The sequence below is a fragment of the Marinimicrobium sp. C2-29 genome (assembly GCF_038419845.1).
Taxonomy (GTDB): domain Bacteria; phylum Pseudomonadota; class Gammaproteobacteria; order Pseudomonadales; family Cellvibrionaceae; genus Marinimicrobium.
In genome coordinates this window covers 79,010-103,277 of the sequence record NZ_JBCAQT010000003.1, presented here as the reverse complement: position 1 = coordinate 103,277, position 24,268 = coordinate 79,010, and the positions used below count along the sequence as shown (strand labels likewise).

Annotated in this window: 21 protein-coding genes; 9 read left to right on the top strand and 12 right to left on the bottom strand. The window is 60.5% G+C overall.

Annotated features, from left to right (window positions below; translation table 11 throughout):
• Position 1: 1 nt before the first annotated feature.
• Positions 2-1,345 (bottom strand): Na(+)-translocating NADH-quinone reductase subunit A, encoded by a 1,344-nt coding sequence (locus tag AAE484_RS04015; protein WP_341937046.1) that lies wholly within the window; start codon positions 1,343-1,345, stop codon positions 2-4.
• Between the two features lie 455 nt (positions 1,346-1,800).
• Between AAE484_RS04015 and mfd the strand changes: the two genes are divergently transcribed.
• Complete coding sequence (gene mfd / locus AAE484_RS04010) at positions 1,801-5,268, top strand: transcription-repair coupling factor (protein WP_341937045.1); 3,468 nt, start codon at positions 1,801-1,803, stop codon at positions 5,266-5,268.
• Positions 5,265-6,206 (top strand): CsiV family protein, encoded by a 942-nt coding sequence (locus AAE484_RS04005; protein WP_341937044.1) that lies wholly within the window; start codon positions 5,265-5,267, stop codon positions 6,204-6,206. The genes mfd and AAE484_RS04005 overlap by 4 nt, the downstream gene beginning before the upstream one ends.
• Positions 6,207-6,273: 67 nt before the next feature.
• On the opposite strand, the gene AAE484_RS04000 is transcribed toward AAE484_RS04005, so the two are convergent.
• From AAE484_RS04000 to AAE484_RS03990, 3 genes are all read right to left on the bottom strand, one after another.
• Positions 6,274-6,489 carry a cold-shock protein gene (locus AAE484_RS04000; protein WP_341937043.1) on the bottom strand — a complete coding sequence of 72 codons (216 nt, stop codon included), beginning with the start codon at positions 6,487-6,489 and terminating at the stop codon, positions 6,274-6,276.
• 230 nt (positions 6,490-6,719) lie between these two features.
• Positions 6,720-7,271 (bottom strand): hypoxanthine-guanine phosphoribosyltransferase, encoded by a 552-nt coding sequence (locus AAE484_RS03995; protein ID WP_341937042.1) that lies wholly within the window; start codon positions 7,269-7,271, stop codon positions 6,720-6,722.
• Positions 7,261-8,511: a mechanosensitive ion channel family protein gene (locus AAE484_RS03990; RefSeq protein WP_341937041.1), complete on the bottom strand. Its 1,251-nt coding sequence runs from the start codon at positions 8,509-8,511 to the stop codon at positions 7,261-7,263. The genes AAE484_RS03995 and AAE484_RS03990 overlap by 11 nt, the downstream gene beginning before the upstream one ends.
• A gap of 297 nt (positions 8,512-8,808) precedes the next feature.
• Here AAE484_RS03990 and AAE484_RS03985 point away from each other — a divergent pair, with 297 nt between their 5' ends.
• The 3 genes from AAE484_RS03985 (at position 8,809) to AAE484_RS03975 (ending at position 10,391) form a co-directional block, all read left to right on the top strand.
• The gene (locus AAE484_RS03985; RefSeq protein WP_341937040.1) at positions 8,809-9,123 is read left to right on the top strand and encodes a DUF6763 family protein; all 315 of its coding nucleotides are present in this window, start codon (positions 8,809-8,811) and stop codon (positions 9,121-9,123) included.
• Between the two features lie 253 nt (positions 9,124-9,376).
• Positions 9,377-9,979, top strand: coding sequence for a transcriptional repressor LexA (lexA, locus tag AAE484_RS03980; RefSeq protein WP_341937039.1), 603 nt, complete (start codon positions 9,377-9,379; stop codon positions 9,977-9,979).
• The gene (locus tag AAE484_RS03975) at positions 9,972-10,391 is read left to right on the top strand and encodes a cell division inhibitor SulA (RefSeq protein ID WP_341937038.1); all 420 of its coding nucleotides are present in this window, start codon (positions 9,972-9,974) and stop codon (positions 10,389-10,391) included. Before lexA ends, AAE484_RS03975 begins: the two co-directional genes overlap by 8 nt.
• A 42-nt stretch (positions 10,392-10,433) precedes the next feature.
• On the opposite strand, the gene AAE484_RS03970 is transcribed toward AAE484_RS03975, so the two are convergent.
• From AAE484_RS03970 to topA, 3 genes are all read right to left on the bottom strand, one after another.
• The gene (locus AAE484_RS03970; RefSeq protein ID WP_341937037.1) at positions 10,434-10,691 is read right to left on the bottom strand and encodes a hypothetical protein; all 258 of its coding nucleotides are present in this window, start codon (positions 10,689-10,691) and stop codon (positions 10,434-10,436) included.
• 100 nt (positions 10,692-10,791) lie between these two features.
• On the bottom strand, positions 10,792-11,304 hold the full coding sequence (locus AAE484_RS03965) for a DUF6586 family protein (RefSeq protein ID WP_341937036.1): 513 nt from the start codon (positions 11,302-11,304) through the stop codon (positions 10,792-10,794).
• 30 nt (positions 11,305-11,334) lie between these two features.
• Positions 11,335-13,956 carry a type I DNA topoisomerase gene (gene topA / locus AAE484_RS03960; protein ID WP_341937035.1) on the bottom strand — a complete coding sequence of 874 codons (2,622 nt, stop codon included), beginning with the start codon at positions 13,954-13,956 and terminating at the stop codon, positions 11,335-11,337.
• A 338-nt stretch (positions 13,957-14,294) separates the two neighbouring features.
• Between topA and AAE484_RS03955 the strand changes: the two genes are divergently transcribed.
• Positions 14,295-14,999, top strand: a complete 705-nt coding sequence (locus AAE484_RS03955) for a hypothetical protein (protein WP_341937034.1) — start codon at positions 14,295-14,297, stop codon at positions 14,997-14,999.
• Here AAE484_RS03955 and AAE484_RS03950 read toward each other — a convergent pair.
• Complete coding sequence (locus tag AAE484_RS03950) at positions 14,959-15,471, bottom strand: hypothetical protein (protein WP_341937033.1); 513 nt, start codon at positions 15,469-15,471, stop codon at positions 14,959-14,961. The two genes, AAE484_RS03955 and AAE484_RS03950, sit on opposite strands and share 41 nt — an antisense overlap.
• Before the next feature lie 150 nt (positions 15,472-15,621).
• Here AAE484_RS03950 and AAE484_RS03945 point away from each other — a divergent pair, with 150 nt between their 5' ends.
• Entirely contained in the window at positions 15,622-16,074 is a 453-nt protein-coding gene (locus AAE484_RS03945) for a universal stress protein (protein ID WP_341937032.1), read from the top strand.
• 34 nt (positions 16,075-16,108) lie between these two features.
• Here AAE484_RS03945 and AAE484_RS03940 read toward each other — a convergent pair whose 3' ends face one another.
• Positions 16,109-18,034 carry an ATP-binding cassette domain-containing protein gene (locus tag AAE484_RS03940; protein WP_341937031.1) on the bottom strand — a complete coding sequence of 642 codons (1,926 nt, stop codon included), beginning with the start codon at positions 18,032-18,034 and terminating at the stop codon, positions 16,109-16,111.
• Between the two features lie 274 nt (positions 18,035-18,308).
• Here AAE484_RS03940 and AAE484_RS03935 point away from each other — a divergent pair, with 274 nt between their 5' ends.
• Together AAE484_RS03935 and AAE484_RS03930 are read left to right on the top strand one after the other, a co-directional pair.
• A complete protein-coding gene (locus AAE484_RS03935) occupies positions 18,309-20,354 on the top strand; it encodes a transglycosylase SLT domain-containing protein (RefSeq protein WP_341937030.1) in 2,046 nt (681 codons plus the stop codon).
• Positions 20,355-20,455: 101 nt separating this feature from the next.
• A complete protein-coding gene (locus AAE484_RS03930; protein WP_341937029.1) occupies positions 20,456-21,688 on the top strand; it encodes an EAL and HDOD domain-containing protein in 1,233 nt (410 codons plus the stop codon).
• 90 nt (positions 21,689-21,778) lie between these two features.
• On the opposite strand, the gene AAE484_RS03925 is transcribed toward AAE484_RS03930, so the two are convergent.
• From AAE484_RS03925 to AAE484_RS03915, 3 genes are all read right to left on the bottom strand, one after another.
• The gene (locus AAE484_RS03925) at positions 21,779-22,039 is read right to left on the bottom strand and encodes a glutaredoxin family protein (RefSeq protein ID WP_341937028.1); all 261 of its coding nucleotides are present in this window, start codon (positions 22,037-22,039) and stop codon (positions 21,779-21,781) included.
• Positions 22,040-22,043: 4 nt separating this feature from the next.
• Positions 22,044-23,270, bottom strand: a complete 1,227-nt coding sequence (locus AAE484_RS03920) for a DUF5610 domain-containing protein (protein WP_341937027.1) — start codon at positions 23,268-23,270, stop codon at positions 22,044-22,046.
• Between the two features lie 102 nt (positions 23,271-23,372).
• Positions 23,373-24,212: an FHA domain-containing protein gene (locus tag AAE484_RS03915; RefSeq protein WP_341937026.1), complete on the bottom strand. Its 840-nt coding sequence runs from the start codon at positions 24,210-24,212 to the stop codon at positions 23,373-23,375.
• Positions 24,213-24,268: the final 56 nt, after the last annotated feature.

Here is a 24,268-nt window from a genome sequence, read left to right as displayed (position 1 = left end):
CTTAGCCCTCCTTCTCAATACGGGTGAGATTGTCACGCAGAATCGGCCCGTACTCGTATTTGCCGGGGCAAACAAAGGTACAGAGCGCCAGATCCTCTTCATCGAGCTCCAGGCATCCGAGCAGCTGTGCCGTTTCGCCATCGCCGACAATCAGGGCACGCAACAATTGTGTGGGGAGAATGTCGAGGGGCATGACCTTCTCGTAAGCACCGACCGGCACCATGGCGCGCTCGCTGCCGCCAGTAGTGGTGGTGAAATCAAACTGTTTGTTTTTGAACAGCTTGGAGATATAGATTCCCATGACCGAAAAGCCATTAAAGCCGGCCCGCAGGTAATGCAGCATGGGGCGGTCGTTGCCCTCGGCCAGCACTGACACCTGCTGGTGATAACGACCCAGATAGGACAGGGGCCCGCGCGCCGCACGGCCGCCAAACACCGAGCCGGAAATAAGGCGATTTTCTGCAGGTTTGAGCTCACCGGCGGTCAACTCTTCGAGGTTCGCCCCCAGACGTGTGCGTACCAGACGCGGCTTTTCCACTTGTGGGCCACCGAGCGCTACCACCCGGTCTGTGTGCAGCTCACCGGTGGTGAACAGCTTGCCGATGGCAATCACATCCTGATAATTCACGGTCCAGACCATTTTCGAACCGACAATCGGGTCCAGATAGTGGATGTGGGTGCCGGCATTACCGGCCGGATGCACACCGCCGAACTCTTCGGTCACAACGCCTTCGGCCGATCCGGTGGGAATATCGGCTCCGGCCGCCTTGCAGACAAAGACCTTGCCTTCGGTCATGCGCGTCAGCACGGTCAGCCCCTGGGCAAAGGCCTCAGCCTGCTCCCCGATGATGATTTCGGGGTTGGCGGCCAGCGGATTGGTGTCCATGGCGGTGACAAAAATGGAGTGGGGTTTGCTGTCGAGCGCCGGCACTTTGCTGTAGGGCCGGGTACGCAGGGCCGTCCAGAGCCCCGACTCGTTGAGCAGCTCACGCGCCTGCTCATCAGACACCTGGGCCGGGTCGGTGCCTTTATAGGCTTCGAAGCTCTCGGCTTCGTCGCCTTCGACATCGATCACCACCGACTGCAGTACCCGCCGCTCACCGCGATTGATCGCCGCGATGGTGCCCGCAGCGGGCGCGGTGTAGCGTATGCCTTCGGTTTTCTTATCGGTAAACAGTAACTGCCCGAGCTTGACCTTGTCCCCCACCTGGACCGCCATGGTTGGTTTCATACCGTGGTAATCGAAACCAATGACGGCCACAGAGCGGATTTTGGGTCCCTCACTGATGGCCTGCTCAGGCGCACCGGTTATAGGTAAATCCAATCCCCGACGGATCTTTATCATACGTCTCTGCCTAATCACTCGTTGGATAAACTGGCAGCTCGAGCTGGTACTCGAACGGCCCGTGTCGTCGACCGGGCTCCCGATCACACCTTAACTTCACGCCCACCACTCCGGCTGCCCGGCCAGCACCAAAGTGGCCTTACATGTTCTGTGCGGAAAGTTTTTAGAGTTGTGGATCAGGATGCCCCACGCGGGCGGTGCGCAATCCTCGCGAACGCGCAAAAACCATGAGATTTCTCCGCCACCAGACCTCGGACGGAGCCGGTTCAGTCCCGAAACCCGGGCCGAACCCACTGCAAATTTCGCCGCAATTATAAAGACCAGAGCGCCGAAAGGCCAGCGTAAACCCGGGTTTTTTGCAACTTCCGCGACTTTCTGCCCTATTCTCGGGCAAGCCGACACAACCGCATCAGGTCGGGTACAATGGCGGCTTTTTATCCCAGCTGCCTATACCCATGAAGAGCTACCACGCATTCGATCCACCCGTTTCCAACCGTCCCGGCAATCGCCAGCGCTGGGGCCAATTGCATGGCGCCTCCCAGGCCCTGGCACTGGTCAATGCGGCCCGCGCCTACCGGGGGCTGAGCCTGGTGATCACGCCGGATACCGCCAGCGCCCAGCGCCTGGAATCCGAGCTGCGCTTCTTCGCCGGCAGCTCCGGAGATTTGCCCGTTCTGCATCTGGCCGACTGGGAAACCCTGCCCTACGACAGCATTTCTCCGCATCAGGACATCATCTCCGAGCGACTGAGCACGCTTTACCGTCTGCCCCAGACCCGTCAGGGCATACTGGTGGTGCCCGTGACCAGCGTCCTCCAGCGGCTGATGCCGCAGAGCTATCTGCTCGGCAACAGCCTGATGCTCGAACCGGGGGAACAGCTGAACCTGGAAGCCATGCGCCAGAACCTGGAAAAAGCTGGCTACCACTGCGTGGACACCGTGTACGAGCACGGGGAGTTTGCCGTGCGCGGTGCTCTGGTCGACATTTTCCCCATGGGCAGCGACCGCCCCTATCGTATCGATCTGTTTGACGACGAAGTGGAAACCCTCCGCAGCTTCGACCCGGAAACCCAGATGACGGTGGACCAGGTTGACCAGATCCGCCTGCTCCCCGCCCGGGAATTCCCGCTCGACAAAACCGGAATCAGCCGTTTCCGGGACCAGTGGCACGAGTCATTCGACGTCGACCACCGGGCCTGCCCGGTCTATCAGGACGTGTGCAGCGGAATCGCCCCCCCCGGCATAGAGTACTATCTACCGCTGTTTTTCGATCAGTGTAGCCACCTGTTCGACTACCTCCCCGAGCAGACCCAGGTCTACATTGTCGGGGAGCTCGAAGCCTCCGCCCGGCGCTTCTGGAGCGAGCTGGAGAGCCGCTATGAAAACCGGCGCGTCGACCCGCAGCGTCCCATCCTCCCGCCCCAGGATATTTACCTGGGCGTTGACGAGCTTTTCGGCTTGATCAAGCCCCAGTGCCGGACATTCGTGCAGAGCGCACCACTGGAAGCGGGCGCGGGCCAGCTCAACTTCGCCACCGAACCGCCCCCTCAGTTGCCGATTCAACACCAGTCCGACAATCCTCTGGCGGCCGTTGAAAGCTTCCTGATGGACTTTGAGGGCCGGGTGCTGTTCTGCGCGGACTCCGCCGGCCGCCGGGAAACGCTGCTGGAGCTGCTGGGGCGCATCCGCGTCACCCCGAAAATTTTTGAGCACTGGGACGACTTTGCCGCGAGCAATGCCAGCCCCGCGCTCATGGTTGGCGCCCTCGACCAGGGGCTTCTGCTGGATGACCCGAAACTGGCGGTAATCGCCGAATCCCAGCTCTTTGGCGAACGGGTCCAGCAACAGCGCCGGCGTCGCCAGGCCCAGGACGCCAGCGACCTGGTGGTCAAAAACCTGACCGAGCTCAAACCCGGCGCCCCGGTGGTCCACATCGACCACGGCGTGGGCCGCTACCGGGGCCTGGAGTCGATTGAGGTGGACGATCAGGCCACCGAGTTTCTGACCCTCGAATACGCCGATGGCGCCAAGCTCTATGTGCCGGTGACCAACCTGCACCTGATCAGTCGCTTCAGCGGCGCCGACGAGGAGCTCGCCCCCCTGCACCGTCTCGGCAGCGAGCAGTGGCAGAAAGCCAAACGCAAAGCCGCCGAACAGGTACGCGACGCTGCCGCCGAGCTGCTGGACATCTACGCCCGACGGGCGGCCCGCAAAGGCTTCGCCTTCGAGGACCCCAAATCGGCCTACGAGAGCTTCTCCGCCGCCTTCCCGTTTGAAGAGACGCCGGACCAGCAGCGCGCCATCGAATCGGTGGTACAGGACATGCTCTCGGCCCAGCCCATGGACCGGCTGATTTGCGGCGATGTCGGTTTCGGCAAAACCGAGGTCGCCATGCGCGCCGCCTTCATCGCCAGCTACAGTGGCAAGCAGGTGGCGGTACTGGCGCCCACCACCCTGCTGGCGCAGCAGCACTTTGAGTCGCTCAAGGACCGCTTCGCCGACTGGCCCATCACCATCGAGGTGCTCTCACGCTTTCGCACCACCAAAGAAGTCACCGAGGTCCAGAAACGCCTCGAGGCGGGCCAGATCGATATCGTGATCGGCACCCACAAGCTTCTGTCGGGCGACATTCGCTATAAAAATCTCGGCCTGCTGGTCATCGACGAGGAGCACCGCTTTGGCGTGCGTCAAAAGGAAAAGCTCAAGGCCCTGCGCTCGGAAATCGACATCCTGACCCTGACCGCGACGCCCATCCCCCGGACGCTCAACCTGTCCATGTCGGGCATTCGCGACCTGTCGATCATCGCCACCCCGCCCGCCCGACGCCTGTCGGTCAAAACCTTTGTGCGTCAGCACGACGATGCCGTCATCAAGGAGGCGATTCTGCGGGAAATCCTGCGCGGCGGACAGGTCTACTACCTGTATAACGAGGTCAAGAACATCGACCGGATCGCCCGGGAGCTGGGCGAGATGATCCCGGAGGCACGCATCGGCATCGGCCACGGCCAGATGCGCGAGCGCGATCTGGAGCGGGTCATGTCGGATTTCTATCACAAGCGTTTCAATGTCATGGTATGCACCACCATTATTGAAACCGGCATCGACATCCCCAGCGCCAACACCATCATCATCCACCGGGCCGACAAATTCGGGCTGGCGCAGATGCATCAGTTGCGCGGCCGGGTCGGACGCTCGCACCACCAGGCCTACGCCTACCTCCTGACCCCCGAGCGGCGCGCCATGACCGGCGATGCCCAGAAGCGCCTGGAGGCGATTGCCGCCGCCGATGACCTGGGGGCCGGTTTCACGCTGGCCACCCACGACATGGAAATCCGCGGCGCGGGCGAGCTGTTGGGCGAGGAGCAGAGCGGTCAGATCCAGACGGTGGGCTTCTCCCTCTACATGGACATGCTCGACCGGGCGATCAAGGCCATCCGCTCGGGCAAGGCCATTGATGTGGAAAAACCGCTGGACTCCGGCATTGACGTCAATCTGCGCATATCAGCGCTCATTCCGGCCGACTACTTGCCCGACGTGCATACCCGTCTGGTACTCTACAAGCGCCTGGCCAACGCCGAGAACGATGAGGCACTGCGCGAGCTGCAGGTGGAGATGATCGACCGCTTTGGGCTTTTGCCTGACGCCACCAAGAATCTGTTCAAGGTCACGGCGCTGAAGTTGCGGGCGGAAAAGCTCGGCATTGCCAAGCTCGAAGCGGGCGAACAGGGTGGACGAGTGGAATTTTCCGAGCAGACAGAGGTCGACCCTTTGACGATTGTGACTCTGGTGCAAAGTGAACCACAGACTTACCAGCTCGCGGGCGCCAATCATTTAAAATTCAGCCAGACTATGGAAAATGGGGAGGCGCGCCTGGAGGCCGTCTCGACCCTGCTGGACAAACTAACCCCCGGAAAATCATCATGACGCTGACTCACCGCTCCCGTTCCTTCGCTCTGAGTGCCCTCGGTTTTGGCCTGCTCTGGAGTGCATCACAGCAGGCACTCGCGCAGGAAGAACCCACCTGGTACCAGGTAGAGGTGATCATCTTTGAGCGGACCGGTGGCGGCAGTGGCGCCGAGAGCTGGCCGCGCAATATCCAGCTGCGCTATCCTTTCAACTGGGAAGAGCTGAAGGACCCGGAGACACCCAGCACCCTGCTGCCTGACTTTGACTCCGGGCAAGCCGATTTCGCCGCCGATGAGAACGACCTCGCCCCCGAGGAAGGCCCCCTGGCTGTCGACCTGACCCGGCGGCCCTATTTTTACCTGCCCGAAGGCGAACGGACACTCAACCGCTACGCCAATGCCCTGTCCCGCCAGAGCGAGCATCAGGTGCTGTTTCACGAAGCCTGGCGCCAACCCACCGTTGAGCAACAGTTTGCGCCCGCGCTGCTGATTACCGGAGGTGAGCTGTTCGGCGACCACTACGAGCTGGAAGGCAGTATCACCCTCAGCGTGTCCCGCTACCTGCACCTGCACACCCGCCTATGGCTGACCGAGTTCGAACCCAATTTTGGTCAACCCCCCGGCGCCTGGCCGGAATTACCCCGACGCCCGAACCTGCAGACTGAAGAACAGCCGACGTCGACCTCGAACTGGGACGACCCCTGGGCCGAGAGCCAAACCGGTTTCACCTGGGACACGAGCCTGAACGAGACCTCGAGCCGGCCCAACTTTCTCGGGGAAGACTTTCTGCCCGGTCGCATTGCCACCATGACTCAGCAACGGCGGATGCGCAGTCGCGAGCTGCATTACCTGGATCACCCACTGTTCGGTCTGATCATTGAGGTCACACCCTACGAGCATCCGGACGAACAAGAAGAAGGTGGAGACCAGGAAGAGAATCAGGAGCGAGGAGAGTAGCCGCGAGGCGGCGAATCAGGAAAGGATTCAGCGCCCGCCCACATACCGGCGGCGGGCATTTGCCAGCTTACATCGAGGCGACCACGTCATCGGCCTGAAGCCCCTTGTCACCCTCCAGCAGCTCAAACTCCACACTCTGCCCTTCCGACAGAGAGCGATAGCCTTCGCCGCGGATGTTGCGATAGTGAACAAAAACGTCGTCGCTCTCGTCACCGCATGTGATGAACCCGTAGCCACGGGCGTTATTGAACCATTTTACGGTTCCTGATGCGCGCTCAGTCATAGTGTTACCTCATTATTCTTATGAAATCTTACTTACAACGTTGCCTTTTACTCAGTAATTGCAAACGTTACCAACAATCATTGACAAAACTTTGCACAATAAAGCTTGCAAAACTTCGCCAACGGCTCCTTCTTTCGGAACGCCCACTTTGTAAGCCAAAAAGCCCCGTTTGTCCAGCATGAATTCGCAGTTTTGCGACACTCTTAGCTTTTTTGGTTATATAAAGGGCGCTATTCGGAGGCAACAAAAACGCCAGGCGCGTTGCGCCAGTAACCCCGATAATCCATGCCAAAGCCGTAGACAAAACGATCCGGCACGGTCAGGCCGAGAAAGTCGGCGGCAACCGCCGGCGGCTCCGGCAGACGCTTCTGGATCAGCGCGGCGGTATGGACCGAAGCGGCACCCTTCTCACGGGCATAGTCAACCAGGGCCTGAAGCGTGATGCCGCGATCGAGGATATCGTCGAGAAACAGGACCCGACGCCCCTCCAGCGCCACATTGGGTTCGTGTTGCCACTGGAGCTTGCCGCCCTCGATTCTGTTACCGTAACGGCTGGCATGGACATAATCCACCTCCAGCAGAAAATCGAGACGGGGCAGCAGCTGCCCTGCCGTAACCAGCCCGCCATTCATCACCGTCAACACCAACACGGGGTCGGACCCGGCCATCTGCTGATTGATCTCGAGCGCCATGGTATCCAGCGCCGCATGCAGCTGCTCCAGGTTGTACAGACATTCGCAGTGCGCAGGCAGTGCCAAGATGGCACTGCCTTCATGACTCACCGGAGTTCCCGTTATTCCCGTTATTCCCGTTGTCCGGTCCGGACTGGATTGGGCGGCTTTCTTTGGCACTGTTGTCCTCTCTCTGCCGGGGAGTGTCCCGGCTTTGTTTGGGTTCTTCCCGGTTTTCGGATCGGGAACCTTGCGGGTCGGCCAGAGTGACCGGCTCCGGAATATGCAGCGTTGAGGTGGGGAAGGCACACTGGGCACCGTGGTTTTCGACAATCTCGATGACCTTGAGCATGACGTCCTGCTTGATTTCGTGGAATTCCACCCAATCCACTGTCTTCGTGAAGGTATAGACAAAGAAATCCAGCGAGCTGGCCGCGAAACCGTTGAAATTGACGATCAGGGTGCGGACTTCCGTTTCCAGGTCGGGATGATCGAGAACCATCTTCTTCACATCGGCGACAATTCCCGCCATTTTACCGGCATCATCGTAGCGGATACCGACCGTTTCAAAAATCCGCCGGTTCTCCATCCGCGAGGGGTTTTCCACGGAAATCTGGGTAAAGGTGGCATTGGGCACATACAGCGGTCGGCGATCAAAGGTGCGCAACCGGGTCAGGCGCCAACCGATATTCTCCACCGTCCCCTCGATATTCTGGTCCGGCGAGCGCACCCAGTCGCCCACGGCAAAGGGCCGGTCCATATAGATCATCAGGCCACCGAAAAAATTGGCCAGCAGGTCTTTGGCGGCAAAACCCACCGCCAGGCCACCGACCCCGCCAAAGGCCAATACGCCGGACATGCTGTAGCCCAGCGACTGCGCCAGTACCAGCACCGCCGTGATCAGCACCGCGACCCGCAGCAACTTGCCGATGGCCAACACCGTGGTGGGATCGCGCGGCTCACCTTCACGTGGGCTGAGAAACTCGAGCTCCGCCATCCGGATAAAGCGCACCAGAAACCAGGCCGCCATGATCACGATACCGACCTGTCGTACCGTCGTGACCACACCCATCAGCTCCACTTCAGTACCGCGATGGGTCACATAGCTGGCCCAACTGAGGCCAACAAGCCAGATCACCCCCCGAACAGGAGAGCGAGCGGCCCAGAACAGCGACTTGGCCCACATGGCATTGGCTCTATCCGCGCGACGCTCCGCGCGCCGCAACACGAACACGACCGCCATGGCCACGACCAGGGTCACCACCACCAGACCGAAGGCGTGCACGATCCAGAGTTGATCTTTATCGGCCAGGTCGGCCAGCCAACCCTTAATCTGGTTTATCAAATCCATACCTTTCCGCCGTGTTAGACAAAGTTCTTATGTAAAGTAGAACCGATAGAATCATTCAGACTCGCGAGAGTATACCGATGCCCCGGACAAAACGAAAACTGCGAGCAAAATGAAGCAATTACGACACTTCCGGAAGAGAGCGCCCGCCCCCGGGACCTTCCCGGGTGGGTGCCAGTGCCCTGTCCGGTCAATGAGGTTTCACCCGGGTCCGTGCTATGGTATCAATCAATCATAACGCCCCCTTTGGCTGGCGCGCTATTCCACTAACACAGGACCATCAATACAGGAGAAGTGCACATGGCTTTTCAAGCACCCAGCATTGGTGCCTGGTACTTCGACCGGGACAGCGAACAGGCCTTCGAAGTCGTCGCCCTGGACGAGGAACAGGGTACCGTTGAAGTCCAGTATCTGGATGGTGCGATTGGCGAGTTCGACCTGGAAACCTGGCTTCAGCTCCCCCTGACCCCGACGGCCCCACCCGAGGACTCCGACATTGCCTTCGAGATGAGCCAGGAAGACCGCTGGCGTGACGATACGCACAAACCCGACAGCTGGGACAACCCGATCAACCAGATCGAACCCGACCTCTTCTCCGGCTACGACGACTACTGAGTCAATGGCGGAGCCCACTGACGCCAGCCAGGGCGCGGCGCATCGTCACCGCGCCGGCCGCCCCTGACCTCGTCCCTGGCCTCCGTCTCCCGCCCTACCCGTCCCGATTTCCAGGTCATCCCGGCGAGTTTTCCGACAGGTATTGCATACAGGTCATAACTGTATATAATCACAATAGCTGTATAAAAACCCATAGATCGGATCTCAGCTTTGACCGGTCTTCAATTCGGGATCAACGCCACGGGAGCGCGCCATGCTCAACTTGACTCCACGGCAGGAAAAAGTCCTGCAACTGATCAAGAACTACGCCGAAGACACCGGCTACCCGCCCACCCGGGCGGAAATCGCCCGGATTCTGGGCTACAAGTCGGCCAACGCCGCCGAAGAGCACATCAAGGCCCTGGCCCGCAAGGGCGCCATTGAGGTGATCCCCGGCGCCTCGCGTGGCATCAAGCTGGTGGAGCCCCAACAGGGGATTCCACTCATCGGCCGGGTCGCCGCCGGTAGCCCCATCCTGGCCCAGGAGCACATCGAGGACTACTGCCAGTTCCCCCACAGCTTTTTTACTCCTCAGGCCGACTACCTGCTCAGGGTCCATGGCATGAGCATGAAGGATGCCGGCATCCTGGATGGCGACCTGCTTGCGGTACACCGCACTCAACAGGTACGCAATGGGCAGATTGTCGTGGCGCGCATTGGTGAAGAAGTGACCGTCAAACGGTTCCGCCGGGTCGGTAACCGCGCCCAGGTAGAGCTGCTGCCGGAGAACCCGGACTTTGAGGTGATCAAGGTCGATCTGCGCGACCAGGATCTGACCATCGAAGGCTTGAGCGTAGGAGTGATTCGCCGTGATTAATGCCGCCCTGAATAACGCCGTCCTGAATAAAGCCGCCGAGCCGGTTCAGGCTCCGAGTGGAGGCATCACCGAACTGGTGCTGACCCACAATGCGCCGGAACAGACACAGCTGTTGCTGCCAATGGTGGCGCACCTGAGCCAGAGCCGCTCCGAGCGGTGGCTGACCTGGATCAATCCGGGCCCGGTGGATCGTGCCCTGCTGGCGCGCTATGGCGTGGATACTCACGCCATCCGCATGATTCATGTCCCCGAAAACGAGGACAATCGCTGGATCCTATGGGAAGCGCTTGCCCGGGGCAACAGTCATACCGTGATTGCCAGCCCGGGAGCCATGAATGACCGTGAGCTCAAACACCTGGAGGCAGCGGCGCTGAAGGGACAGTGTCAGGGGCTCTTGCTGAGAATGCGCTGAATCTCTGACGAGCAAAGCAGAGTGGGTAGAGGGCGGGAAGGCTCAGTGATAAATGGGCGTTTCTTCTTCGTCGCCCAACTCTCCGAGAAAGTCTTCCACCCCCTCATCCGCCAGCTCACTGGCCGCTTCCATACCCGCTTCGATCATGGCTCGGGCCACATCGAATTTACCGTCGCGCATGAAAGACAGGGAGTCGGCGGAAAAACGGATGCAGACCAGGGGCTCTTTTTCCTCGTCGGAGCGCTGCAGCACCACATCGCCATTCGGCAGCTCAACAATTTCGTACATGGATGATGACATAGTGACTCCGCCCCCGAGGTTACAACCTTTTAGGGCACAAGTTTACCACAGAGTCACATTTTCCACAGCTACGACGTCGGTTTTCTAGTGTACCCCGTCGCTAATATTCGGCGCTGGTTTCCCGCTGGCGATCGACCAGGTGCTCAAAGGCCTCAAACCAGAACAGCAGACGCTCCCGGGAGACCTTTCGGGAGCGGCCCCGGGGCGTATCCAGATCCATCACCTGAATTCTCTGGCTCATCGCCACCGGGTCGCTGAGCTCCCAACAGGCCTCGTAAGCACTCTGCAGCTCGGCCAACCAACTATCGGGATCGTCGCGCAGGGCCTTCAGCTCCAGCGCCTCGGAGGGCACTTTGCCCATCCGTTGCAGCGCATCGGCCAGCTCCCCTTCATTTGAGATATTGGCCGAATCGGCAACCCCGTAGTTCTCCGCCACCTCGCGCAAGTAATGCCGGTAGGCGCACAGCAGATGGAACGCCGCCGCATCCAGCAGGCTCTGACACCGCACCCGGGCACTGACCTGGCGCGGCTCCGGCTCCTGCTGAATCAGCTTTACCAGGGCCCGACAGAATGCCAGTTTCTGGTTGACCAAAGACAGACTGGTCGCTGCCATTACGGCTCCCCCGCTCTATTCATTGGTGACCTATTTGTTGGGCACCCATTTGCCTTTCTCGTAAAACGCCTTCCAGCCGGTCGCTTTGCCTTCAACTTCGGACTGGACATACTGCTCCTTGGTTTTGCGGCTGTAACGGACCACCGTTTTGTTGCCGTCGGGATCTTCCGTGGGCGCTGAGAACAGAAACTTGTACTTGGGATCGATCTCGCTCTTGTGGGGCAACAGCTCCTCCACCAGGGGCGCGCGGGTCTCCCGGTTTTTGGGAAACTGGCTTGCCGCCAGGAACAGGCCGGAGGCACCATCGCGCAACACGTAGGTGTCGTCCACCTTGACGCAGGCCAGTTCCGGCATGGGAACCGGGTCCATCTTGGGCGGCGCGGGTTCACCACTTTTGAGCAGTTTGCGGGTGTTTTTACACTCGCTGTTGGTACAACCAAAGTACTTTCCGAAGCGGCCGGTTTTGAGCTGCATTTCACTGCCGCACTTATCGCACTCCAGGGTGGGACCCTCATAGCCCTTGAGCTTGAAACTGCCCTGCTCGACTTCATAGCCGGGGCAGTCGGGGTTGTTGCCACAGATGTGCAGCTTGCGTTTACTGTCGAGCAGATAACTGTCCATGGCGGTATTGCACAGCTTGCACCGGCGCTTGGTCCGCAACAGGCGCGACTCCGCCTCTTCGTCCGCATCGGCATCCAGGGCCTCGTCGCCAGAGACAAGATTCATGGTGTTTTTACAGCGCTCTTTGGGCGGCAGTGCGTAGCCGGAACACCCCAGGAACACCCCGGTACTGCCGGTGCGAATCTGCATGTGACGCCCGCACTGGTCGCACTCGATGTCCGTGTCGGTGGGCGCATTGGTGCGCATGCCGCCCTCTTTCTTCTGTGCCTCGGACAGCTTGCGGGTAAATTCGGCGTAAAACTCATCGAGCAGCTGCTGCCAGTTTTTCTCGCCCTGAGCCACATCGTCCAGAGAGTCTTCCATGCTGGCGGTAAAGCCGTAGTCCATCAGGTCATCAAAGCTTTCTACCAGGCGTTCGGTCACGATGTCGCCCATCTTTTCCGCGTAAAAACGGCGGTTTTCCAGCCGGGCGTAGCCGCGATCCTGAATGGTGGAAATGATCGAAGCGTAAGTGGACGGGCGCCCGATGGCCCGCTTTTCCAGCTCCTTCACCAGGCTCGCTTCGGTAAAGCGCGCGGGCGGCTTGGTAAAGTGCTGGGAGGGGTCGAGCTTGATCAGCGGCAGCTGCTGCCCCACTTTGATATCGGGCAGCACCACATCCTCTTCTTTTTTGGAAACCGGCGGCAGGACTTTCATGAAGCCGTCAAAGCGGATGACCCGACCCCGGGTGCGCAGTTCGAAGTTATTGGCGTGAACCACAATGGAGGTGCTGGTGAACTCGGCCTGGCTCATTTGACAGGCCACAAACTGTTGCCAGATCAAAGTGTAGAGCCGCTCGGCGTCGCGTTCCATACCGCTCACATGGTTGGGCTTGACCGTGACGTTGGAGGGGCGAATCGCCTCGTGCGCCTCCTGGGCGCCCTCTTTGCTGCTGTAGACCGCCGGGTTTTCGGGCAGATAGCGTTTGCCGTACTCCTCCTGGATGTAGTCCCGACAGTTGGCCACCGCCTCCTGACTCAGGTTGGTGGAGTCAGTCCGCATGTAGGTGATGTAGCCGGCTTCGTACAACCGCTGCGCCATCATCATGGTTTTCTTCACCCCAAAGCCCAGACGGGTACTGGCCGCCTGCTGCAGGGTGGAAGTAATAAACGGCGCCGGTGGCTTGGAGCGGGTGGGCTTGTCTTCCCGGTCGGTGACTTCGTACTGGGCCCCTTCGAGCGCCTTGACGGCGGCCATCGCCTGGGTCTCGTTGAGCGGTTTGAAGGCCTTGTCACCTTCCTTTTTGACTTCAAAGCGCACCTGTTCGCCGCCACTGGCCTTCAGCTGGGCGGCGAGGGTCCAGTACTCTTCCGGCACAAAGGCGCGAATCTCACGCTCGCGCTCCACCACCAGGCGCACGGCCACCGACTGTACCCGACCGGCGGAAAGCCCCCGGGCAATTTTTTCCCACAACAGGGGTGAGAGCATGTAGCCCACCACCCGATCGAGGAACCGGCGAGCCTGTTGCGCGTTGACCCGATCGCGATCGATCCGTCCCGGGTGCTTGAAGGCGTTCTGAATCGCACTCTTGGTGATCTCGTTGAACACCACCCGACGATACTGCTCGGGCTGGCCCCCGATCGCTTCCTGCAGGTGCCAGGCGATCGCCTCCCCTTCTCTGTCCAAGTCCGTCGCGAGGTAGATAGTATCGGCTTTGGCCGCCAGCTTACGCAGCTCATCCACCACTTTTTCCTTACCCGGCAGGATCTCGTAACGCGCCTCCCAGCCATGCTCCGGATCAATGCCCATGCGCTTGATCAGCTGATCCTTGTGTTTCTGCGCCTTGTATTTCTCCTTTTCCTTGGGGGAGAGCTTGCGGGTTTTGGCCGCCTGGCGGGCCCGCTCTTTGGGGTCCACCGGTTTGGAGTTACCACTGGTGGGAAGATCGCGGATGTGGCCGACACTGGATTTCACGACATAGTCGTTGCCCAGGTACTTGTTGATGGTCTTGGCCTTGGCCGGCGATTCGACAATAACTAACGATTTACCCATGCGACTCTTCTTTGTGGTTACCGAATGTGAGTGAATGGCCGACAGGCCTGGCGCGGCAAAATACCGGTCGAGGTGCGCATATATAAGACCTCAGCCGGGCCGGGTCAAGTCGAATGCTGGCTCGCGAGTGACAGAACCTCTCGCGAACCCCCTGGCTCCAGCGCTATGAATAGCGCCTGGCGGGCACCACACCCCTTGCCAGTAAAGTGGCTATCTCCTTGATTTGCAAGGATTTGCCACAAACAATCTGTAAAGCTTTCTCCTTCCCGGCCGACAGCCTCAGCAGAGCCCTTAAAAAGGCAGAGACTTTTTCAACCGGACGCACCCATCGGGGAGCCATGAACGCCCTACTGTCGCTCACTGCCACTTTGTTGTTCTCGCTGCTACTGGTGCATCTGGTGAACCGGCGGGAACAACGACGCCGGGAGATTCGCTGGCGTCAGCGGCGAGCCCGGGCCCAGATTGAAGGCCTGGAAGAGGTGCTCATCGGCCTGGAGGAAACCCTGAGCGACCGGCGCATTGCCGAACGTATCAACCGGGAGATTCAGCACCAACTCGAAGCCGCACTGGCGCTGGAGAACGGCCGGAACACTCATCTTGAAACCCGCCTCAACCATGTCAAAGAGCGCGCCGAAGAGCTGGAGAACAACCGCCGCCAGGCTCGCGCCAACCGCCTGCGCGAGAGTGATGCGCAACTGGCCCGCACACGCGAGTGCCTGGACCAGGCCGCCAGGGTCCTGCGCCGTCAGCACAACCAGGGCCGCCTGGAGCGCGAAACGCTGGATGAGTTTCTGCGTGAGCTGAGCTGGTCCCGTCTGATGGTGGAGGTCGTGACCTACGTGGCCGAGGGCCACAAATCCCTGCAGAGAGGCGATATCACCTCGGCGCTCGCCTATTACAAGAAAGCCCAGGGGTTACTCATTGCATCTGATCACCCCAACCCGCACCGAATGGAAATCATCCGGGAGCTGGGCGATATGATCCAGGGCAAGCGCAAGGCGCTCAGCCCCGAACTGATGCCGGAGACCGACTACAACCCCTGAGGTCGTGAAGGTACCGGGACAGCCTCTCGACGTCTGTCACCTCCCCCTTTTCCTCCCAGAACAGATACCAGCCACGCCGGTCGGCTCCGACGGCGCTCACCGAAGCGGGCAGCTCGGGCAGCCACTGCGCCAGGCAGCGCCGCTCACCCTCGCTGGGCCGACCGGGACCGTGCCAGCGCCATTCGCCCAGAAAGTGGGTGTCGTGTCGATAGGCGGCCCGGAGCAGCAACCAGGCCTCGCGGCTGCCCTCTCCGGCCGCGACCGGCAGCCGGTACACAGGCTGATGCCCCGGGGCTTCCATGTCGGTGGCCTGTTGCGGTGCGGCTTCGATCGTGACCCTCAGACCCAGCTCGGTGGCCCGCTGGCGAAACTGTTCCCGGCGCCTATCGCCCCGGCTCGGTTGCAGCATCAACAGGGGCCCCAGCGCCATGGCCACGGCAAGCAGCATGATGACCAGTGCCCAGAAATTCACAGCGTCCGGTTACTCCTGAAGGTTTGATGTGGGTCAAACGACCCGCTTTTATTGCGGGCGCAAAGTGTTAGTATTCCAACAGTACCGGGGCAAAATCGCTCTGTCTGAGCTCGCTTGCCCACATTCAATGTCACCAGAAGGACTGCTACTATGTCAGTGTACAAACACATCATCGCCGGTCTGGATCTGTCCGAGGAATCTCCCCAGGTACTGAAGAAAGCGGCACAGCTGGCACACACCTGTAACGCCACGTTAAGTGTGGCGCACGTGATCGAACCGCTGACTTTCGCCTATGGTGGCGACATGCCGGTCGATCTGTCCGAGGTTCAGGAACAGCTTCAGTTGAAGGCGGAGCAGGAGCTGCGCCGTCTCGCCGAGCAGGTGGACTTCCCCATTCGCCAGGAACACATCCTGGTGGGCCAGCCGGCCACTGAATTGCACCAGCTGGCGGGCCAGGAGTCGGCTGATCTGATCATTGTCGGCAGCCACGGTCGCAAGGGCTTTGCGCTTTTACTGGGCTCCACCTCCAACAGCGTCCTTCACGGAGCCAGCTGCGATGTCCTGGCGGTCCGGGTCAACGAAACCGACGAGCGCGAGACCTGATAGGCCACGCGACACACAACGGAGGGGTAAAAAATCACCCCTCCTGCATATCCTCCAATTCGGCCCAGCGCTCGAAGCAGCTTTCGAGCGCCTGCTCCTTCTCCGCCAACTGCTTGAGATGATCGTCCACCGCCTCGGCCGGGCCGGCGTAAAACTCGGGGTCGGCCGCCTTCTGCTGCAACGCCTCCAGCTCTGACTCCAACTGCTCTATTTTTTCCGGGAGCTGTTCAAACTCGCGCTGCAACTTGTAGCTGAGTTTTTTGGGCTTGCGACTCTTTTTGTCGCTGGTGCTGCCCGGAGTTGCTGTCGTGGCCGTCGCTTCGGCGGCACCGCCCGAGGACCAGGCGGCGCCCGGCGCTTCGCCCTCATCGGTCCAGCGTCCACCCTGACGCAGCCAGTCGTCATAGCCACCGACATACTCGCGCACCTGACCGCGCCCTTCAAAGGCGATCACACTGGTCACGATATTGTTGAGAAACGCCCGGTCGTGGCTGACCAACAACACGGTTCCGTCGTAATCCGTGAGCAGATCTTCAAGCAGCTCCAGCGTTTCCACATCCAGGTCGTTGGTCGGCTCATCCATCACCAACAGGTTGGCGGGTTTGCTGAACAGCTTGGCCAGCAACACCCGATTGCGCTCGCCCCCCGACAGGGCACGCAGCGGCGTGCGCGCCCGCTCCCCGGTAAACAGGAAGTCACTGAGGTAAGAAATGATGTGCCGGGACTTGCCATTGAGCTCGATGAATTCACGCCCCTCGGCAATGTTGTCCACCGCGCTCTGATTCAGGTTCAGCTGTTCGCGCAGCTGATCAAAATAGGCCACCTGCAGCTGGGTGCCGAGTCGCGCCCGGCCCTGCTGGGGCTCCAGTTCTCCCAGAATCAATTTCAGCAGGGTACTTTTGCCCGCACCATTGGCGCCAATCAGACCAATCCGGTCGCCGCGCATGATCACGCTGGTAAAGTCCTGCACAATCTGCTTGTCCGGGAAGCCGTAGCTGACCTTTTCCAGTTCCGCCACCAGCTTGCCCGAGCGCTCACCGCTGCTGACCGAAAAGCTCGCTTTGCCCTGCTGCTCGCGCCGTTGGCGTCGATCTTCGCGCATGGCCTTGAGTTCTCGCACGCGCCCTTCGTTGCGGGTGCGGCGGGCCTTGATGCCCTGGCGGATCCAGGTTTCTTCCTGGGCCAGCTTCTTGTCGAACAGAGCATTGTGTCGCGCCTCTTCTTCCAGCACCTGTTCCCGATACTCCAGAAAGCGGTCGTAGGTCCCGGACCAGGTGCGCAGAAACCCCCGGTCCAACTCCGCGATGTCAGTGGCGAGCTTCTGCAACAGCGAGCGGTCGTGGGTGATGAACACCAGCGCCCCCTGGAACTGCAGCAGTTGCTGCTCCAGCCATTCGATGGCCGCAATATCCAGATGGTTGGTGGGCTCATCCAGCAGGAGCACATCGGGCGAGGACACCAGCGCCTGGGCCAGGGCAACCCGGCGACGCCAGCCGCCGGAGAGGTTGTCCATGAACCAGTCGCCGTCCAGCCCCAGCCGGGTCAGAGTGGTGTCGACCTTCTGCTGAAATTGCCAGCCATCAACGGCCTCAATCCGCTGCTGCAGCTCCGACAGACGCTCCATATCGTCCGCCCCTCCTCCGTGGGAGAGAGTGTGAAACTCCTCCAGCAAGGCGCCCACCTCACCCAGACCGGCGGCGACCACATCAAACACCGAGCGGCCATTGGCCTCGGGCAGATCCTGCGCCAGACGCGCGATCTGCAGTTCCGGCGCGTGGCTCAGGGTGCCACCATCGAGATCGACATCGCCCGAGAGCACTTTCAACAGGCTGGATTTGCCCGCCCCATTGCGCCCGATCAGGCACAGGCGGCGGCCTTTTTCAATATTGAGGTCTACACCGTCCAACAGGACCTGCAAACCGTAGCTGAGCTGAGCATTTTCAAGACGAATCAAGGACATGGGGCCACTTTTTGATCAAACCGACAAAACAGAAAAATTCTCTCGGCCGCTATAGCGCGGCTTACCGGAGGCTGTTATCCTCAAACACGAGAGTTGCGCATTCGTTGCGCGAGTTCGTTCCAGGTGGGACCGGGCGGCGCGGTGGAAGCCGGCGCTTCCGCTCCCATAAAACAACGAGCTGCATCATACAGCCAATCCGCCATTCACAGAAGAATAATGCGCTGTACGGATTCAGCCGGGTTGGTTGGCCGATGTCATTCGAGGTTGTATTTTCATGCTGAACAAGACCCCCTGGCGCCCTGCCTCCTTCCAGAAGCGTACCGACCGACGCCAGCCACGAACGCCAGCGCTGACGTTCGTTCTGCTCATCGCATCCACCCTGACCACCCTGCAGGGTCAAGCCGCCGATACCGAGACGCCCGTTTCTGACCTCATGGACGCCTCACCGGTCCCGGCCAGTCTGCAACTGGAGGTCCAACGGGAGCGCTACCTCGACGCCCGGGATGCCCTCTCGCGCCGGCAGATGGATCGCTACGAGAGCCTTTCCAGTGAACTGGGCGACTATCCTTTGCGGCCCTACCTTGAATACCGCGAACTGACCCGGACCCTGAGTCAGGCCGAGCCGGACGAGATCGCCGATTTTCTCGAACGCGAACAGGCCAGCTACCTGGCGCACCAACTGCGCCGCCAATGGTTGCACGTGCTGGCAAAACAGGAGCGCTGGAGCACCTACCTGTCTTTCTATGACGCCGAGAGCGCCGACACTGAACTCCAATGCCACCAGCTCTGGGCCCGACTGCAGCGGGATGATCCGAGTGCCCTGGACGAGGTCGCCCCCCTGTGGAATGTGGGCAACTCCCAGCCCAATGTCTGCGATCCGCTGTTCGATCGCTGGCTGGCCAGCGACCGCCTGACCCCCGAACTGGCCTGGAGTCGCCACAAAAAAGCCGTGGAAGCCCGCAATCACCACCTGGCGGCCTACATCGCCCGCCAGATGTCCGAGTCCCAACAACCGCTGGCCGCGCTGCTGCGCGAAGTGGATCGCGACCCGGCGCGCCTGACCCGCCAGGAGCGCTTCCGCCAGCAATCCCAGGCCATGCAGGATGTGATCAACCACGGCCTGCGACGCCTGGCCCGCCGCGACGCACCACTGGCGTTGAGCCTCTGGCGCGGGTACGACGCTCAACAGCTGTTCTCCGATGCCGAGCGGCTCCAGACCCAACAGACCATCGCGCAACACCTGGTCTTCCAGGATCATCCACAGCTGGCCGACCGTCTGCTGGCCGAGGTGCCGGCGCTGACCAGTACCGACCTGATGGAGGCCATCATCCGCGACGCCCTGTCTCAGATGGATTGGGAGCGGGCTTACACCTGGGTCATGCAGCTGCCCGCCGAGGCCCAGGACAGCGAGCGCTGGCGCTACTGGCGCGCGCGCCTGATCGAGGAGCTCGAACTCCAGCAGGAGGGCACAGATCCGGCTGACCTCTACGCGGCGGTCGCCGCAACCCGCAGCTTTTACGGCTTTTTATCCGCGGACAAGCTCGGCTACGACTACCGGTTACTGGACCAGCCCGAGCAGGTCTCCCCCGAACAGCTGGAGCGCATAGCACAACACCCCGGCCTGCGCCGGGCCCGGGAATTGCTGCTGACCGGAGACGTCAACAACGCCAGCCGGGAGTGGTTTTACACCATTCCCCAACTCGATCATGAATCGGTCATCGCGGCCGGCAAGCTCGCCGAGCAGTGGGGCTGGCACCGTAAAGGGATTCAGGCGATGATCAGCGCGCGCTCCTGGAACGACCTGCAACTGCGCTTTCCGCTCGCCTATCAGGAGCAGATGCGCACAGCCGCCGAAGCAACGAAAATCAACCCGGACCTGTTGTTTGCCATTGCCCGCCAGGAAAGCGCCTTCATGCCCCACGCCCGCTCACCGGCCGGCGCCATGGGCCTGATGCAACTGATGCCCTCGACGGCCCAGCAGACAGCGCGCCGGGCCGGCGTCCCTTACCGTCGCAGCGACCTGCTGAGCCCGGAAAAGAACATCACGCTGGGCAGCCGCTATCTGCACGAACTGCTCAACGAGTTCAACGGCAACCGGATTCTGGCGGCCGCTGCATACAATGCCGGCCCCTACCGGGTCAAACAGTGGCTCAAGCGTAACGACCACAAACTGCCCTATGACGTCTGGATAGAAACCATCCCCTTCCGGGAAACACGGGGCTACGTGCAGAACATTCTTTCCTACTCCGTGATTTACAGTTATCGACTGGGAGAAAAGAGCCCTTTCATTACCCCCGAGGAGGCGGGCGCGACCTTCTGAGCGGAGCGGAGGATTCAAGCCCTACGCATCATTCATTGTGTCGACAACGTCTGTCGATATAAACTGTCCTGCCTATATGCCAGGATCTGAAACGTACCTTCATGTCAGAGTTATTGCCGCTACTCGCGCGCCAACCGATTTTCGACAGCAACATGCGAGTCGTCGCCTACGAACTTCTGTGCCGGACCGGTAATATCAACCGGGCCGATTTCAGCAGCGGTGATTCAGCCAGCTCCCAGGTGCTTTTGCACACCTTCGCCGAGCTTTCGCTGGAAATTGTGGTAGGCAAAAACAGGGCCTTCATCAATTTTACCCGTGCCCTGCTGGTCACCCCGCCACCGTTTGACAAGCGTCAGCTGGTAGTCGAAGTGCTCGAGGATGAACAGGTCGATGAAGCGCTACTGGAAAGCCTGAAGGAGCTCAAACGCCAGGGTTACACCATTGCTCTGGATGATTTTGTACTCAATGACCATACCCGCCCTCTGCTGGCGTATGCCGACATCATCAAGCTCGATGTGTTGGTTTTATCAGAGCCCGAGCTCAAGCAGTACATTGAGCAACTCAAGCCCGAAGGCTACACTCTGCTGGCCGAAAAGGTGGAAACCTATGAGATGCTGGAGCACTGTAAAGCCCTGGGCTTTGATCTGTTTCAGGGCTACTTTCTGGCTCGCCCCAAAATACTCAAGGGCCATCGAATCACCGAAAGCAAACAGGCCGTATTGCAGTTGCTTGCGGCGCTGCACGATCCCGATGTTTCCATTCCCCAGGTGGAACGCCTGCTCTCCCAGGACCCGATACTGAGCTACAAACTGTTGCGACTGGTCAATTCGGCCGCATTTTCACTGCCACGCAGCATCGAGTCATTGCGCCAGGCGATCACCCTGTTGGGGCTCGACATCATCAAGAACTGGGTCAACCTGCTGGCCATGGCCAATCTCGGCAACAAGCCGTTGGAGCTGAGTGTAGCCGCGCTGACCCGCGCCCGTATGTGTGAACGCCTCGCCCATCAAATGGACAACACCAAGCGTCAGGATGCTTTCTTTACCGTGGGACTGCTCTCCACGCTGGACGCGTTCATGGATGTTCCGCTGGATATTCTGCTGGCGAACCTGTCGCTCAATCAGGAGCTCAGCGAAGCCCTACTGACCCACTCGGGCGCTGAAGGTCGAGTCCTGGATGTGGTGGAACACTACGAGCGGGGCGAATGGGAGAAAATCGACTGGCGTTATCTTGAGGCGTACAAGATTACCCCGGACATGTTGTCACAGGCCTATATCGATGCACTTCAGTGGGTGTCGGAAACCATGTCCCAGGCTGGCATCGATCGACCATAACCCGACACTTCAACCCGACACTTTCCGTCAATGAATTCCCGGCGCCACAAACTCTCTGAAACGCAAAATTCAGGCACGGGAACGTAAATTTCAGGAGCGCAAAAACTGCGCAAACTGGTGCGAATCAAAGGGCCAACCCAGCTCTGCCACCACCTTCGAGGGATCGTCCTCGGCCATTTTGGCCACCACGGGAATGCGCACGCCGTAGCGCTCGATCAGCTCATCGGATTGCGCAATATCGACCAACTGCAACCGCCACTGCCCCGAGGCCAATTGCGGCCAGATCAGCGCTTCGGCCTGATCGCAAAGATGACAGCCCGCCGTCGTGTAAAGTGTCAGCGTATGAACCAAGGCGTTAATCCGTTGTATTCAGGCCGGCCAAGAGTGACTCCATGAAGTCCCGCAGCGACTGCCCCGCGTCGACATGGTCTGCCTTTTCACCCGACGCCAGCTGCTCCGCCACATCCAGAACCAGTCCGGGCGCGTCGGCACTGATTGGCTGCGCATCACGCAACGTCTGCTGCAGGTCGCGGGCGAACTGCCCCAGGGGTGCCAACTGCTGCTGCAAGTCACGGCCTTGAGGCAGTTCCTGAGACCGGCCGGCGTTTTGACCAACACCTTTGTATGTTTCACTCGCTCTCTGGATGCTCGACTGGCTGAGATTCAGTGAAAAGCCCAGAATCTGCTCCCGATCGTACCCGAGGGACTCGGCCGATCCCATGGCACCCGACAGATCGCCGGCAAAAAACTGCTCAGCCAGCTCATCCACCTCACCGATCAACTGCTCAATGGCCGAGCGTTCCGAATCGTTGAGCGAGCCGGACACCGACCAACTCCGAGACTGACTGGCGGAGGCCGACAGCGTCTGCCCTGTCGCCGACCCCTGCAGGGAAGCCGCCCGGCTGTCTTCGGCCCGGATCTCCACCCGATCACCCTCGGCGGTCACCATCGAGAAGCTGAATGAGGTGGCCCGTGCCTGGCCATAATCATAGGCCAGCAGGCGGCTGCCCGACGACTCGGAAGCTCTGCCGGAGCTGTCACCCCGGGCCGGCTCGAGTGCTCCGTCCAGCAGACGTTGGCGCAACTGGTCAATGCCATCCAGCACCAGCTCCCGGGTCTGACCGATATCCTCTTCGACCTCCGGGCTGAGCATGCTCAGCGCCTCCAGCTTCTCCTGCGCCTGGGCAAACCCTTTTTTGAAGCCCGCCAGGCCCTGTTCAAGGCGCTCTTCCAGGGCCTCCTGACTGGCGCCCGCGGCGGCGTCTTTCTGCAGCCGGGCTTCAATGAAGCCGAGAATGTTGCCCGCCACCTTCTCGGCGCTCAGCGGCTCAAAACGGGCGAACTCGCCAGCAGAAGACTTCTGCTTCGCCGCCAACTTCTCATAGCCCATGGCCAGTGTCTGATCGACCAGTTTCAGAGCGCTCTGGCGATTGTCGCTTGCGCTGCGCCTAGCGGCCGTTGGATTCTCGGGTTGCTCCGCCCCGCTGGCACGGGCGCCCGACTCACGAGCGGCCTGACTCCGGGTATTACTCACCGGAAGTTCGGGGGGCCGTGACTGGGGGTTGGAATGAATGCTTTGCATAATGACCTCTGATGGCCGGGGTCGGCGCTGGGGCCGATTAATGGGAACACCGCTCAGGGTATCGGCCAACAGAGCGAAAACTTTACAGGAATTGAGAACAACTCAACGGCCCAGAACCACGACCGCCGCCAGGGCGGCCAATAACGCCAGAATCAGCCAACCGACCCAGCGGCGGCGTGTCGAACCCGATACCGACACCGGTTCGGGCGCCGGTGGTGACACCCTGGCCCGATGTCGCGCCACAGGCGATGGGCGCGGCCGGAGCGGCGGCTCCGCGCTGCGGCCGGGCTTCTGGGCCACCGGGGCCGCCGCGACCCGGACACTGGTTTTGTCCAGCTCATCCGAGGGACCGAGCACGCCGAACGCCAGGGTATCGAAACGCAGCTCGTCTCCACGCCTGACTCTCGCCTCTGACACCGGCTTGCCATTGAGAAAGGTGCCATTGGCGGAGCCCAGATCCTTGACGTAGAGCAGCCCTTCGATCACTTGTAATTGAGCGTGACGCCGGGACAGGTGGGCAACAGCCAAATGAATGTCACACTCACTGGAGCGGCCGACCACCGTGGTCCCCTTCAGTGGAAACACCCGACTTGCCAGCGCCGCGCTATTGGCTTTGAGGCTCCAGTCGCTGGGCGGGGGCGGTGCTTCCGGATCTTTTTTGGGATCGATCACTTCGAGCTCGATTCCGCCCACACCGATGACATCGCGCTCCTTTACCAGGCAACGCTCCGGCGCTGTCCGGCCATTGAGGGTGATCGGGGTCTGCGGAGCCCGATTGTGCATGATCAGGCGGTCGGCTCTTACCCCGATCACAAACTGCAATCCGGCGATCGCACTGTGATCCAGTATCAGATCGTTGGAGGCCGACCGGCCGACTTTGACTCCCGGCTCGACGAGCCAGACCGCCTGATGTTTATTATCGCGGGCACGAAGTTTGAGCATAATGTTTAATCTGGACTCTTCTGATTTTTAACAGTGTCATCAACGATCAGGCCCCG

Bases quoted from the DNA above. Each gene is read 5' to 3' on its own strand.
- AAE484_RS04015 (WP_341937046.1), bottom strand. From the start codon at position 1,345: ATGATAAAGATCCGTCGGGGATTGGATTTACCTATAACCGGTGCGCCT.
- mfd (WP_341937045.1), top strand. From the start codon at position 1,801: ATGAAGAGCTACCACGCATTCGATCCACCCGTTTCCAACCGTCCCGGC.
- AAE484_RS04005 (WP_341937044.1), top strand. From the start codon at position 5,265: ATGACGCTGACTCACCGCTCCCGTTCCTTCGCTCTGAGTGCCCTCGGT.
- AAE484_RS04000 (WP_341937043.1), bottom strand. From the start codon at position 6,489: ATGACTGAGCGCGCATCAGGAACCGTAAAATGGTTCAATAACGCCCGT.
- AAE484_RS03990 (WP_341937041.1), bottom strand. From the start codon at position 8,511: ATGGATTTGATAAACCAGATTAAGGGTTGGCTGGCCGACCTGGCCGAT.
- AAE484_RS03985 (WP_341937040.1), top strand. From the start codon at position 8,809: ATGGCTTTTCAAGCACCCAGCATTGGTGCCTGGTACTTCGACCGGGAC.
- lexA (WP_341937039.1), top strand. From the start codon at position 9,377: ATGCTCAACTTGACTCCACGGCAGGAAAAAGTCCTGCAACTGATCAAG.
- AAE484_RS03970 (WP_341937037.1), bottom strand. From the start codon at position 10,691: ATGTCATCATCCATGTACGAAATTGTTGAGCTGCCGAATGGCGATGTG.
- AAE484_RS03965 (WP_341937036.1), bottom strand. From the start codon at position 11,304: ATGGCAGCGACCAGTCTGTCTTTGGTCAACCAGAAACTGGCATTCTGT.
- topA (WP_341937035.1), bottom strand. From the start codon at position 13,956: ATGGGTAAATCGTTAGTTATTGTCGAATCGCCGGCCAAGGCCAAGACC.
- AAE484_RS03955 (WP_341937034.1), top strand. From the start codon at position 14,295: ATGAACGCCCTACTGTCGCTCACTGCCACTTTGTTGTTCTCGCTGCTA.
- AAE484_RS03945 (WP_341937032.1), top strand. From the start codon at position 15,622: ATGTCAGTGTACAAACACATCATCGCCGGTCTGGATCTGTCCGAGGAA.
- AAE484_RS03940 (WP_341937031.1), bottom strand. From the start codon at position 18,034: ATGTCCTTGATTCGTCTTGAAAATGCTCAGCTCAGCTACGGTTTGCAG.
- AAE484_RS03935 (WP_341937030.1), top strand. From the start codon at position 18,309: ATGCTGAACAAGACCCCCTGGCGCCCTGCCTCCTTCCAGAAGCGTACC.
- AAE484_RS03930 (WP_341937029.1), top strand. From the start codon at position 20,456: ATGTCAGAGTTATTGCCGCTACTCGCGCGCCAACCGATTTTCGACAGC.
- AAE484_RS03920 (WP_341937027.1), bottom strand. From the start codon at position 23,270: ATGCAAAGCATTCATTCCAACCCCCAGTCACGGCCCCCCGAACTTCCG.
- AAE484_RS03915 (WP_341937026.1), bottom strand. From the start codon at position 24,212: ATGCTCAAACTTCGTGCCCGCGATAATAAACATCAGGCGGTCTGGCTC.